Raw genomic sequence first — 12,043 nt, 5'->3', positions numbered from 1 at the left:
CGTGCTTAGCCGAGGGACGTGTCGGCGCGATCGGCGCTCCCGCGCTTGCCGGCTTTGCCGTTGGAGGCCGAAGCGCCGCCGCCGGCGTCCCGATAGGCGTGCGGATCGATTCGACGCATTTCGGCTTCGATCCATGCTTCGACGCGCGCGTTCAGCTGATCGGGCGTGAGCCCGGTCGACTCGATCGGCTTGCCGATCGACACCGTGACGGTGCCGGCGTATTTGATGAAGGAATTGCGGGGCCAGACGTGACCGGCGTTGTGCGCGATCGGCACGACCGGTGCGCCGGCGTCGATCGCAAAGCGCGCCCCGCCCGTCTTGTACTTGCCCTGCTGGCCGACCCGAGTGCGCGTGCCTTCGGGGAACATGATCACCCACGCGCCTTCCTTCATGCGCAGCCGTCCTTGCTTGACCACCGACGCGAACGCGTACTTGCCTTCCTTGCGGTCGATGTGAACCATCTTCAGCATGCCGAGCGCCCAGCCGAAGAACGGCACGTAAAGCAATTCGCGCTTGAAGACGTAGCACAGCGGGCGCGGCATGATCGCCGGGAAGGCGACCGTTTCCCAAGCCGATTGGTGCTTGGAGAGCAGCACGGCGGGGCCATCGGGCAGGTTTTCCTGGCCCTCGATGCGGTAGCGGATGCCGGCCAGATGCCGCGCAACGAACAGCGTGCTGCGGCACCAGCCGACGGCCATCCAATACCGGCGCTCCGCGTTCATGAACGGGAAGGCGATGAAGCAGGCCGTCGCGTACGGGGCCGTATAGACGATGAAAAAGAGAAACAGCAGCAGCGAGCGGATAAAGCGGACGATTGGCATCAGTGTCTTCGATCGGTTGGCGGCGTGCTCACTCGCTCAACGACGCGAGAAACGTCAGCGCGAACGCTTTCAAGTCGTCGTGGACCTTCGTACCCTCGGGCAGGCCGCCCGCCGCGAGCGTCTTCTTGCCCTTGCCCGTCAGCACGAGGTGCGTCGGAAAGCCGAGCGCCGCGCCGGCTTGCAAGTCGCGCAACGCATCGCCGACAACGGGCGTCGAGGCGGGATCGATCTCGAAGCGCTCGATGATCGACTGTAAGAGGCCGGGCTTCGGCTTACGGCATTCGCATTGATCCTCGGCCGTATGCGGGCAGAAGAAAACGGCGTCGATGCGGCCGCCGACGGCCGCGGCCGCGCGATTCATCTTCACGTGCATCGCGTTGAGCGTGGCCATGTCGAACAGGCCGCGGCCGATGCCGGACTGGTTCGACGCCACGGCGATGCGATAGCCCGCTTGATTGAGGCGAGCGATCGCCTCGAGGCTCCCCGGAAGGGGAACCCACTCGTCGGGCGTCTTGATGAACGCGTCGGAATCGACGTTGATGACGCCGTCGCGATCGAGGATAACGAGCTTCTTGCCGGAAGTCATACGCGTCTCTTTCAGAGTGGCCTCGCCCGCTTACGCCGCGAGCTTCGAGATGTCGGCCACGCAATTCATTTGCGCGTGCAACTCGGCCAAGAGGGCCAGCCGGTTCTTGCGCAGCGCGGCATCCTCGGCATTGACCATCACGTCGTTGAAGAATGTATCGACGGGGTCGCGCAGCGCGGCGAGCGCCGAAAGCGCCCGCGTGTAGTCGCGTTGCTCGAGCTGTGTCTGCACCGAGGGCGCGACCTTCTTGAGCTGTTCGCTCAGCGAGCGTTCGGCCGGCTCGACGAGCAACGACGACTGCACCGACGGCGCCGCCGAGCCGTTCGCCGGCGTCGCGCCCGCGCCAGCCGTCGCGAGACTGATCTCGGTTTCCGACTTCTTCAGGATGTTCGTGATCCGCTTGTTGGCGGCGGCGAGCGCACCGGCTTCCGGCAGGGTGGAGAACTCGCGTACGGCGTCGAGCCGGGCGATGACGTCGTCGAGCTTGCGCGGCTGCAGGCTCAGGACGGCTTCGATTTCGCCGGCGGCATAGCCGCGCTCTCGCAGCAGCCCGCGCAGGCGATCCATGAAGAACGCGTAAAGCGCATCGGTGCAATCGGCCACGTGCGGCGCCGCGCCGAAGCACCCGGCCGCTTCGTGCAGCAGGGCGACGAGGTCGATCGGCAACTGCTTCTCGATCACGATGCGCAGCACGCCCAAGGCGTGGCGGCGCAGCGCGAACGGATCCTTTTCGCCGGTCGGCACGAGGCCGATCCCCCAAATGCCCACCAGGGTCTCGAGCTTGTCCGCGAGCGCGACGGCGGTGCCGACGCGCGTGGCGGGCAGCGCATCGCCCGAAAAGCGCGGCTGATAATGCTCGGTGCAGGCAAGCGCGACTTCCTCCGCCTCGCCGTCGTGGCGCGCGTAATACGTGCCCATCGTGCCTTGTAGCTCGGGAAATTCGCCGACCATGTCGGTCAGCAAATCGGCCTTCGCCAATCGTGCGGCGCGCGCGGCCAGCAAGGGATCGGCGCCGACGTGCGGGGCCAGCACGCGCGCGAGCGCCTCGAGGCGCTGCACGCGCTCGAGCTGCGAACCGAGCTTGTTGTGATAGACGACGTTGGCCAAGAGCGGCACGCGGTCGGCGAGCGGCTTCTTCTTGTCCTGCTCGAAGAAGAACTTCGCATCGGCCAAGCGCGGGCGCACGACGCGCTCGTTGCCTTCGACGATTTCGCCGGGGGTATCCGTGGCGATGTTCGAAACGATGAGGAACCGGGAGCGCAGCTTGCCGGCTTCATCGGTGAGCGCGAAGTATTTCTGATTCGTCTGCATCGTCAAGATCAGGCATTCCTGCGGAACCTGCAGGAACTGCTCGTCGAACCGGCACTCGTAGGCGACCGGCCATTCGACGAGCGACGTCACTTCGTCGAGCAGCGCCTCGGGCATGACGACGCGATCGCCGTTTGCCAGGGCGTTCAGCTGTTCGACGATGCTCGCGCGGCGTTCGGCGAAGCCGGCGACGACATGGCCCTTCGTACGCAGCGTGTGCGCGTATTCGTCGGCATGCAGGACGGCGACGAGGCCGCTCGACAGAAAGCGATGGCCGAGCGTCGTGTCGCCGGCGTCGATGCCGAAGGCCGTCACGGGCACGACCTGCTCGCCGTGCAGCACTGTGAGCCGCTGGACCGGACGCACGAACTGCACGTTAGCGCCGTCGGGCCGCTGGTAAGTCATCACTTTCGGGATCGGCAGCTTGGCGAGCGCTTCGTCGAGCGCGGCCTGCAGGCCGTCGGGGAGCGTCGCGCCCGGCGCGGCATAGCGCAGAAAGAACGCCTCGGCTTTGCCGTCGGAGGCCCGCTCGAGATCGGCGAGCGGCACGTCCGGAAAGCCGAGCGCCGCGAGCTTCTTCGCGAGCGGCGCCGTGGGCTGACCGTTCGCATCGAGCGCGACCGAAACGGGCAGGACTTTCTCGCGCACCTGCTTTTCAGGCGCGACGGCGCGCACGTTCTTGACGGCGACCGCCAGGCGGCGCGGCGTGGCGAAACGCTCGAACGAGGGCGGGCCCTCGATCAGGTCGCGCGCGGCGAGGCGCTCGACGAGCCCCGCGGCGAAGGCGTCGGACAGGCGCGCGAGCGCCTTCGGCGGCAATTCCTCGGTCAGAAGTTCGACGAGCAGTGTGGCTTGGTGAGCTTGATTCATATTCGTTGAAGTCTCGTCATTCCGTATCGATCGCGCGCTCGACCTTCAGCGGCGGCGCCCACGCCGGCATCGCGGCGTCTTGCTCGTCGGTCGTCAAGCCGGGCACGCCGTGCACCGGGTTGCCGAGCATCGGGAAGCCGCGCTTTTCGCGCGAGTCGTAGTACGCCTGCGCGACGAGGCGCGACAGCGCGCGAATGCGGCCGATGTAGGCGGCCCGCTCCGTGACCGAGATCGCGCCGCGGGCGTCGAGCAGATTGAACGTATGGGCGGCCTTGAGCACGAGTTCGTAGCCGGGCAGCGCGAGCTGCGTTTCGATCATGCGCTTCGCTTCCGACTCGTAGCTGTTGAACAGCGTGAAGAGCAGATCGACGTTCGCGTGCTCGAAGTTGTACGTGGATTGCTCGACTTCGTTCTGGTGGTAGACGTCGCCGTAGGACAAGCGCCGCAATTCGGGGCCGTTCGGGCCCGCTTCTTCCCATTCGGTCCAGACGAGGTCGTACACCTTCTCGACCTTCTGCAGATACATGGCGAGCCGCTCGAGGCCGTAGGTGATTTCGCCGAGCACGGGCTTGCAATCGAGGCCGCCCACTTGCTGAAAGTAGGTGAACTGCGTGACTTCCATGCCGTTGAGCCACACTTCCCAGCCGAGGCCCCAGGCGCCGAGCGTCGGGTTTTCCCAATCGTCCTCGACGAAGCGCACGTCGTTCTGTTTCAGGTCGAAGCCGAGCGCCTCGAGCGAACCGAGGTACAGATCCAGGATGTTTTCGGGCGCGGGCTTGAGCACGACCTGATACTGGTAGTAGTGCTGCAGGCGGTTCGGATTGTCGCCGTAGCGGCCGTCCTTCGGGCGGCGCGAGGGCTGCACATAGGCGGCTCGCCACGGCTCGGGGCCGATCGCGCGCAGGAACGTATGGACGTGCGAGGTGCCGGCGCCGACTTCCATGTCGATCGGCTGAAGCAGCGCGCAACCCTGTTTGTCCCAATAGGATTGCAGCGTCAGAATGATTTGCTGAAACGTGAGCATGTCGTGCCTATGGCGGCTGAAGGCGGATGGACCCGGTTGCCGGCCGCGCTCGGCTGCGCGTGCGGGCCTCGGGCGGGCAGGCGGATTTGCCGCTGCCCGGCGCTAAAACAATGAATTTTACCGGAATGTGGCGGGCCCGGGCCTAATGCGGCTTGCGGCCGGGGCCCGCACCCGGATGCCGCGGCCTGAACGCGAAGCCGAAGGCGAGCAGCACGAGCGACACGGCCAGCACGAGGTTGTTGCCCACGGTGATGTACGGGGTGCGCCCCGTCATGCCTTGCACCTTGGCTTCGATTTGCCCGGTGGTAAACGGCGGCAGCCGATCCGTGACGCGGCCGCGCGCGTCGATGACGGCCGTCGTGCCCGTGTTGGTCGCCGCGAGCAGCGGCCGCCCCGTTTCCAGCGTGCGCATGCGCGCCATCTGCAGGTGTTGATCGAGCGCGATCGTGTCGCCGAACCAGGCGAGGTTCGACGCATTGACGAGTATGCCCGCCGGCGTCGCCGCCTCGCGCAGCGTGCGCGCGATTTCCTCGCCGAAGATGTCCTCGTAGCAGATGTCGACGTCCACCGGCTGGTTATGAACGGAGAAGGCCTTTTGCACCGGGGCGCCGCGCGCGAGATCGCCGAGCGGAATGTTCATGAGCTGCACGAACCAGTGAAAGCCCCATGGTACGAATTCGCCGAACGGGACGAGATGGTGCTTGTCGTAGCGATAGAGCTGCCGAGCGTCGGGCGTGATGCCGAAAAAGCTGTTGGTCACGTCGGTGATGCGGCCCTCGGGCGTGATGGTCGCGCCCAGCGCGCCGATCAGCAGCGACGAACCCGTGTTGTCCGCGAACGTGCGCAGCGTGCGCGCGAACGTTTCGGGAAACTGCTGCGGCAAGAGGGGGATCGCCGTTTCGGGCGTGACGATGAGGTCTGCTGCGCGCGCCGTGATCATGTGCTCATACAGCGCGAGCGCGCTGCGCATGCCCGCATCGTCGAACTTCATTTCCTGCTTGACGTTGCCCTGCAGGATGCGCACGGTCAGCGGCGCATTGCCAGGCAGCGTCCAGGCCACGCGCGAAAGCGAGAGCCCGGCGGCGACTACCGCGAGCGCGCCGCAGGCTGGCAGCAGGACGGCGAGGCGTGCGCGAGGGCGCGCGAACCACGCGTGCGCGCTCTGAACGACGAGCGCCGCGGCGAGCGCGAGCACCCAGCCGACACCGTAGACGCCCCCGATCGCCGCGAAGCCCGCGAAGGGGCCGTCCACCTGCGCGTAGCCGCTTGCAAGCCAGGGGAAGCCGGTCAACACGGTGCCGCGCAGCCATTCGCCCAGCGCCCATGCGCTCGCGAAGGCGAACGCGCCGTGCCAGGTGGGCGCAAACGGCCGCTCCTCGCGCAGCCCATGCGTCGCGTGTCCCGCGCAAAACGACCAGAGCCCCGCGGAGAAGGCCGGGTAGAGCGCAAGATAGAGCGAAAACAAAACGAGTGCCGCGCCCGCCAGCGGCGCGGCCATTTCGCCGTACTGATGCATGCTGACGTACAGCCACCAGACGCCCGTGACAAGATTGCCGAAACCGAACGCGCCGCCCGTGAGCGCCGCGCTTTTCCAGCTCGTCGTGCGCGTAAGCCACGCGTAGAGCGCGGCGAAAATCGCCAGCTCGAGCCAGCCGCCGTGCGGCGTGGGCGCGAACGACAGCGTGTTGAGCGCGCCGAGCGCGAGCGCGGCGACATAGTGCCAGCGCGACAGCGGACCGGCGGCGCTGGATGCGGCGGCATGGCCGCGCAGGCGGGAGGTGATCGATTCGGCCATGAGTGCGCGGCGTCGAAGTGGCGTTGAACGGTTCAATCGGTAAAGGGGAGGCGCTTTCCTGTTCCGCGTTCGCTTTGTCTTTCGCGATCGCGGCGCGCACGGTCGGCAGGATCTCGAGCGCTGCGGCCTCAACGCGCGGGCCGGCCGCGCTCGGTGCTTCGCTCGGTCAAGTCTGGATGTGCTGCGCTTCGCGTTCGCGCTGGCCGGCGAGCGGGTCGCGACGCACGAGCAGCATGTGGACTTGGCGCGCGTCGCCGCGCAGGATTTCGAAGATGAGGTCGTCGATGCGCACCCGCTCGCCGCGATGCGGCACGCGGCCGAAATGATGCGTGACGAGCCCGCCGATCGTATCGACTTCCTCGTCGGAGAAGTTCGTGCCGAACACTTCGTTGAACTGCTCGATTTCGGTGAGCGCACGCACGCGGTAACGCCCGTCGGGCGAGGGAATGATGTTGCCGCTTTCCTCGTCGAAGTCGTATTCGTCCTCGATGTCGCCCACGATTTGCTCGAGCACGTCCTCGATCGTGATGAGTCCCGCCACGCCGCCGTATTCGTCGACGACGATCGCGATGTGATTGCGATTCATGCGGAAATCGTGCAGCAAGACGTTCAGCCGCTTGGCCTCGGGAATGAATACGGCCGGGCGCAGCATGCCGCGCACGTCGAACGATTCCTCGGCGTAATAGCGCAGCAGATCCTTGGCGAGCAGCACGCCGATGATGTTATCGCGATTGCCCTCGTACACCGGGTAGCGCGAGTGCGCTTTTTCGAGGACGAACGGGATGAATTCCTCGGGGCTGCGCTCGATGTCGATGGCATCCATCTGGGCGCGCGGCACCATGATGTCGCGCGCGCTCAGCTCGGACACCTGGAACACGCCTTCGATCATCGAAAGCGAATCGGCGTCGATCAGGTTGCGCTCGTGCGCGTCTTGCAAGATTTCCAGCAACTCGGCCCGCGATTCGGGTTCGGGCGAGATGAAGTCGGTCAGACGCTCGAGCAGCGAGCGTTTCTCGGCGGGCTTGTCGGTATGGCGTCGACTGGGATAGGCGTCGTTCATGGCGATGCGTCCTGAACGGCTGGACGCGTGGTAAGCGGAGAGTAAAGGATACACCACGCAAAAGCGGGACCAGGGTTGCGCTCGCTCCTGCTAAAGTGCGCGAAGGTGCGAGCGAGTCGTTTTCGCCATCGCTTTCTACCTTTTTTGCGCGAAAGAATTATGTCGGAAGAGTTTGAAGTACGCGGGCCGCACGAGGAAGCGCTCGAACACGGGGGCCACGGGCACGGCCACGCAGCGGGGCACGCGGCGGCGAGCCCCGATTCGTTCGCGGGCCGCATCGCCGTCATGACGGCCGTGCTCGCCACGATCGGTGCGGTTTTCTCGTACCAGGGCGGGTCGACCGAAGGGCTCGCGCTGTTCTACAAGAACGAGGCCGCGATCCGCAAGACCGAGGCGGCGAACCAGTGGAGCTACTACCAGGCCAAAGGGGAAAAGCAGAATTTGGCCGAACTCGGCGCGGCGCTGACGGCGGCCGACCCGAAGGCGAGCGCCAAGTTCACGGCCGACGTCGCCAAATACGCGCAGCAGAAAACCGCCATCCGGGCACAAGCCGAGGCGCTCGAAAAGGCGGTCGCCAAGGCCGACGCCGACAGCGAACGGCAGTTGCATCTGCACCATCGGTGGGCGCAGGCGACCACGCTCACGCAAGTGGCGATTTCGCTCGCGGCCATCACGCTGCTCACGCGCCGGCGTTGGCTGCTCGGCGCCGCGCTCGGCGTGGCGGGACTGGGCGCGATCGTCGGCGCGGCGGCATTTCTGGGATATTGAGCCAGGGGGCGATCGCCCCGGGGCGCCCGTGGGCGTCAGAGACAGCGTGTCAGCAGCGCTTCGAGCGCGCGATCGGGCATGCCGCATTCGCGCAACGCATGAACCGTGCGGCGCACGTAATCGAGCGTCGTGCCGTAGCGGCCTTGGGCGCAGGCGAACACCGTCTTGACCATTTCATCGGACAATTTGCCCGTATAGGTCGGTACGTCGCGGCGCATGACGAACGCAAGCGCATCGACGCGACGCCCGTCCGCCAGCCAGCACGGCAGCCACATCGGGCGATACGAGCCCATCGGCATCTCGCGCCGCCAAAGCGCTTCCAAATGCGGCGCGGCCCCGTCGCCTGCCAGGCGAAAGGCCATCCCGGTGCAAGAGCCGCCGCGGTCGAGCGCCAGCACGAGGCCTGGCTGTTCAGGCGTGCCGCGATTCACGCGCGACCACAGGTACAAGCCGCGATGATAGCCGCGCACGCGCGCGCGGACCGTTTCAGCAGCCGGCATGCCGGGATTCCAGATCAGCGAGCCATAGCCGAACAGCCATAAATCGCTTGCGCCGTCCCAGCGCCGCATGGTGTCGGCCAGCGATTGGGCGAGTTCCGCCTCGCTGAGCAGCCGCGCCTCGCCGAGCGAGGGCGGATAGCTTAGGCATGCGGGCGGGAGCGGGGGTGGGCTCGTGTCGGACATCGCGCGTGAGGCTGTCAGCGAGAACGGTCTCCGTACGGATCGGCGAAGCCGAGCCCGGCCAGGATGTCGGTTTCGAACGCTTCCATTTCCTGGGCCTCGTCGTCGTTTTCGTGGTCGTAGCCCTGCGCATGAAGCGTGCCGTGCACGATCATGTGCGCGTAATGGGCTTCGAGGGGCTTTCCTTGCTCGGCCGCTTCGCGCTCGATCACGGGGCAGCACAGGACGAGATCGCCCGAGACGGGGTCGTCCTCGCTTTCGGCGTAAGCGAAGGTGAGCACGTTCGTGGCGTAGTCCTTGCCGCGGTACGTGCGGTTGAGCATTCGACCTTCATCGGCGTCGACGAAACGCACCGTCAGTTCGCCGTCGGCGAATAGCGCCGCTTTGACCCAGCGCGCGACGCTCGCGCGCGGCAGCGCGGCCTTGTGCTCGGGGAACGCCTTGGCCGCCGGAAACTGCAGCGCGAGCTTCAATCGCGGCGTGGGTGTCTTCTCGTTCATTCTCGTCGTCGATGGACTATCGCCCGTCGATGGGCTTGGCGTCGTCCTTCTTCGTGTGCTGGTCGTACGCCTCGACGATACGGGCGACGAGCGGATGGCGCACGACGTCCGCGCTCGTAAAGCGCGTGAGCGCGATGCCGCGCACGTTCGCCAGCACTTGCTGCGCTTCGATCAGACCGCTTTTCGCGCCGCGCGGCAGGTCGACCTGGGTCGTATCGCCCGTGACCACGGCCTTCGAGCCGAAGCCGATCCGCGTGAGGAACATCTTCATCTGCTCGGGCGTCGTGTTCTGCGCCTCGTCGAGGATGATGAACGCGTGATTGAGCGTGCGCCCGCGCATATAGGCGAGCGGCGCGATCTCGATCATTTGACGCTCGAACATCTTCGCGGTCTTGTCGAAGCCGAGCAGATCGTAGAGCGCGTCGTAGAGCGGGCGAAGGTACGGGTCGACCTTCTGCGCGAGATCGCCGGGCAGGAAGCCGAGCCGCTCGCCCGCTTCGACGGCCGGACGCGTGAGCACGATCCGCTTCACCTGATCGCGCTCGAGCGCGTCGACGGCGCAAGCGACGGCAAGGTACGTCTTGCCCGTACCGGCCGGGCCGACGCCGAAGGTCACGTCGTGCGACACGATCTGCTTGAGGTATTCGCGCTGCGCCGGCGTGCGGCCGCGCAGATCGGCCCGGCGCGTGTAGAGCTTCGGACCGAGTTCCTCGACGTTTTCATCGTCGAGGCCCGCCGGCTCGTCGAACGGATGATCGGGATCGTAGCGGCTCGGCGCGGCGTCGTCCGAGTTGGCGGCCGAACCGCCTGCCGCGCCCCGATTGCCAGGGTGACGCGCTTCGACGAGCGCGAGCTGGATGTCGTCGACCGACAACGGCTCGCGCGCGCGGTTGTAGAAGGTTTCGAGCGCGCCGAGCGCGACTTTCGCGCCGCGTCCGCGGATCGAGATGCGATGGCCGCGCCGTTGCAGCGTGACGTCGAGCGCCTGCTCGATTTGCCGCAGGTTCTCGTCGAGCGGCCCGCAGAGGTTGGCGAGGCGCGCGTTGTCTTCGCGCGGTGCGGTGAATTCCAGGGACGGGGCGGTCTTCAAGGCGAAAGTGCGTTCCTTAGGCGATGGGCTGTGCGTCTTCGACGAGCACGAGCTCGCCGCGCAGCGAGTGCGGATAGGCGCGCGTGATGCGCACGTCGATCATCTGGCCGATCAGCCGCGCGTGCGACGCCACGGGCGCCGGAAAATTGACGACGCGGTTGTTCGCCGTGCGGCCCGCGAGTTCGTTCGGGTCTTTCCGCGCGGGACGCTCGACGAGAATGCGCTCGACGTTGCCGACCATCGACTCGCTGATCCGCACGACGTTGGCGTCGATCGTCGCCTGCAGATGCTGCAGCCGCTCGAGCTTGACCTCGCGCGGCGTGTCGTCGTGCAAGTTCGCGGCCGGCGTGCCGGGGCGGGGGCTGTAGATGAACGAGAAGCTCGTGTCGTAGCTCATCTCGTGCACGAGCGCCATCGTCTTGTCGAAGTCGTCCTGCGTCTCGCCCGGAAAGCCGACGATGATGTCGGTCGACAGCGACAGATCGGGGCGGATCGCGCGCAGGCGGCGGATCACGGATTTGTACTCGAGCACCGTATAGCCGCGCTTCATCGCCATCAAGATGCGATCCGAGCCGTGCTGCACGGGCAGGTGCAGATGCGAAACGAGCTTGTCGACTTTCGCGTAGACGTCGATGAGGCGCTGCGTGAATTCCTTCGGGTGCGACGTGGTATAGCGGATCCGCTCGATGCCGGGGATATCGGCGACGTATTCGATCAGCGTCGCGAAATCGGCGATGTCGGTCGAGCCGAGCGTGAGCGCGCCGCGATAGGCGTTCACGTTTTGGCCGAGCAGCGTGACTTCGCGCACGCCTTGATCGGCGAGGCCGGCAATTTCGGTGAGCACGTCGTCGAGCGGGCGCGAGACTTCGTCGCCGCGCGTATAGGGCACGACGCAGTAGCTGCAGTACTTGCTGCAGCCTTCCATGATCGACACGAACGCGCTCGGACCGTCGACGCGCGCGGGCGGCAAGTGATCGAACTTTTCGATTTCGGGAAACGAGATGTCGACCTGCGCGCGGCCGCTTTCGCGGCGCGCGTCGATCATCTGCGGCAGCCGATGCAGCGTTTGCGGGCCGAACACGAGGTCGACGTAGGGCGCGCGCGCGACGATGGCCGCGCCTTCCTGACTCGCGACGCAGCCGCCGACGCCGATCAGCAAACCGGGTTTCGCTTCCTTGAGCTCGCGCACGCGGCCCAGATCGGAGAAGACCTTCTCCTGCGCTTTTTCGCGCACGGAGCAGGTATTGAATAGGATGACGTCAGCGTCTTCGGGGGAATCCGTCTTGACGAGTCCTTCAGCGGCGCCGAGTACGTCGACCATTTTGTCGGAGTCGTACTCGTTCATCTGGCAGCCGAAGGTCTTTACATAAACTTTCTTGGTCATGAAGCTCGCCGTTCGCAGTGGTTGACCTGGGGGCGCGGGTAAGTCGTGGAAGCCGGCACGCGCGCCGCCTGGGGCGGGGGACGTGTCGCGACCGCGGGCGGTGCGGCCCGTCTCGCGCAGTGGGCGCGAAACCGCGGAACCGGGCCCAAAAGGCGCC

Annotated in this window: 11 protein-coding genes; 1 reads left to right on the top strand and 10 read right to left on the bottom strand. The window is 66.3% G+C overall.

All coding sequences use genetic code 11. The annotated features are described in order from the left end of the window. Positions 1-5: 5 nt before the first annotated feature. From ACTHNR_RS06205 to ACTHNR_RS06180, 6 genes are all read right to left on the bottom strand, one after another. Positions 6-821: a lysophospholipid acyltransferase family protein gene (locus tag ACTHNR_RS06205; protein ID WP_440546687.1), complete on the bottom strand. Its 816-nt coding sequence runs from the start codon at positions 819-821 to the stop codon at positions 6-8. A gap of 28 nt (positions 822-849) precedes the next feature. Beyond that, the gene (gmhB, locus tag ACTHNR_RS06200) at positions 850-1,407 is read right to left on the bottom strand and encodes a D-glycero-beta-D-manno-heptose 1,7-bisphosphate 7-phosphatase (protein WP_440546686.1); all 558 of its coding nucleotides are present in this window, start codon (positions 1,405-1,407) and stop codon (positions 850-852) included. Between the two features lie 30 nt (positions 1,408-1,437). Then, the gene (gene glyS, locus ACTHNR_RS06195) at positions 1,438-3,585 is read right to left on the bottom strand and encodes a glycine--tRNA ligase subunit beta (RefSeq protein ID WP_440546685.1); all 2,148 of its coding nucleotides are present in this window, start codon (positions 3,583-3,585) and stop codon (positions 1,438-1,440) included. Between the two features lie 16 nt (positions 3,586-3,601). Continuing rightward, positions 3,602-4,609 carry a glycine--tRNA ligase subunit alpha gene (gene glyQ / locus ACTHNR_RS06190; protein ID WP_440546684.1) on the bottom strand — a complete coding sequence of 336 codons (1,008 nt, stop codon included), beginning with the start codon at positions 4,607-4,609 and terminating at the stop codon, positions 3,602-3,604. A 142-nt stretch (positions 4,610-4,751) separates the two neighbouring features. Next, positions 4,752-6,404 carry an apolipoprotein N-acyltransferase gene (gene lnt, locus ACTHNR_RS06185; protein ID WP_440546683.1) on the bottom strand — a complete coding sequence of 551 codons (1,653 nt, stop codon included), beginning with the start codon at positions 6,402-6,404 and terminating at the stop codon, positions 4,752-4,754. A gap of 166 nt (positions 6,405-6,570) precedes the next feature. After that, positions 6,571-7,464, bottom strand: coding sequence for an HlyC/CorC family transporter (locus ACTHNR_RS06180; protein WP_440546682.1), 894 nt, complete (start codon positions 7,462-7,464; stop codon positions 6,571-6,573). Positions 7,465-7,623: 159 nt separating this feature from the next. On the opposite strand from ACTHNR_RS06180, the gene ACTHNR_RS06175 reads away from it, so the two are divergent. Continuing rightward, positions 7,624-8,232, top strand: a complete 609-nt coding sequence (locus tag ACTHNR_RS06175) for a DUF4337 domain-containing protein (RefSeq protein ID WP_440546681.1) — start codon at positions 7,624-7,626, stop codon at positions 8,230-8,232. Between the two features lie 35 nt (positions 8,233-8,267). Here the strand turns inward: ACTHNR_RS06175 and ACTHNR_RS06170 are convergent, their stop codons facing one another. From ACTHNR_RS06170 to miaB, 4 genes are read right to left on the bottom strand one after another with little or no spacing between them, the layout of a single operon-like run. Beyond that, positions 8,268-8,915: a gamma-glutamylcyclotransferase gene (locus ACTHNR_RS06170; RefSeq protein ID WP_440546680.1), complete on the bottom strand. Its 648-nt coding sequence runs from the start codon at positions 8,913-8,915 to the stop codon at positions 8,268-8,270. A gap of 14 nt (positions 8,916-8,929) precedes the next feature. Beyond that, the gene (gene ybeY, locus ACTHNR_RS06165; protein ID WP_440546679.1) at positions 8,930-9,412 is read right to left on the bottom strand and encodes an rRNA maturation RNase YbeY; all 483 of its coding nucleotides are present in this window, start codon (positions 9,410-9,412) and stop codon (positions 8,930-8,932) included. 16 nt (positions 9,413-9,428) lie between these two features. Continuing rightward, on the bottom strand, positions 9,429-10,502 hold the full coding sequence (locus ACTHNR_RS06160; RefSeq protein ID WP_440546678.1) for a PhoH family protein: 1,074 nt from the start codon (positions 10,500-10,502) through the stop codon (positions 9,429-9,431). A gap of 16 nt (positions 10,503-10,518) precedes the next feature. After that, on the bottom strand, positions 10,519-11,886 hold the full coding sequence (miaB, locus tag ACTHNR_RS06155) for a tRNA (N6-isopentenyl adenosine(37)-C2)-methylthiotransferase MiaB (protein WP_440546677.1): 1,368 nt from the start codon (positions 11,884-11,886) through the stop codon (positions 10,519-10,521). Positions 11,887-12,043 lie beyond the last annotated feature (157 nt).

The organism is Trinickia sp. (assembly GCF_051954495.1).
GTDB lineage: Bacteria > Pseudomonadota > Gammaproteobacteria > Burkholderiales > Burkholderiaceae > Trinickia.
This window is presented reverse-complemented; position numbering and strand designations above follow the sequence as displayed.

What these genes read in the sequence shown, in the direction of transcription:
- ACTHNR_RS06170 (WP_440546680.1), bottom strand. Translation starts at nt 8,915, where the DNA reads ATGTCCGACACGAGCCCACCCCCGCTCCCGCCCGCATGCCTAAGCTAT.
- miaB (WP_440546677.1), bottom strand. Translation starts at nt 11,886, where the DNA reads ATGACCAAGAAAGTTTATGTAAAGACCTTCGGCTGCCAGATGAACGAG.
- ybeY (WP_440546679.1), bottom strand. Translation starts at nt 9,412, where the DNA reads ATGAACGAGAAGACACCCACGCCGCGATTGAAGCTCGCGCTGCAGTTT.
- ACTHNR_RS06180 (WP_440546682.1), bottom strand. Translation starts at nt 7,464, where the DNA reads ATGAACGACGCCTATCCCAGTCGACGCCATACCGACAAGCCCGCCGAG.
- gmhB (WP_440546686.1), bottom strand. Translation starts at nt 1,407, where the DNA reads ATGACTTCCGGCAAGAAGCTCGTTATCCTCGATCGCGACGGCGTCATC.
- ACTHNR_RS06175 (WP_440546681.1), top strand. Translation starts at nt 7,624, where the DNA reads ATGTCGGAAGAGTTTGAAGTACGCGGGCCGCACGAGGAAGCGCTCGAA.
- lnt (WP_440546683.1), bottom strand. Translation starts at nt 6,404, where the DNA reads ATGGCCGAATCGATCACCTCCCGCCTGCGCGGCCATGCCGCCGCATCC.
- ACTHNR_RS06205 (WP_440546687.1), bottom strand. Translation starts at nt 821, where the DNA reads ATGCCAATCGTCCGCTTTATCCGCTCGCTGCTGCTGTTTCTCTTTTTC.
- glyS (WP_440546685.1), bottom strand. Translation starts at nt 3,585, where the DNA reads ATGAATCAAGCTCACCAAGCCACACTGCTCGTCGAACTTCTGACCGAG.
- glyQ (WP_440546684.1), bottom strand. Translation starts at nt 4,609, where the DNA reads ATGCTCACGTTTCAGCAAATCATTCTGACGCTGCAATCCTATTGGGAC.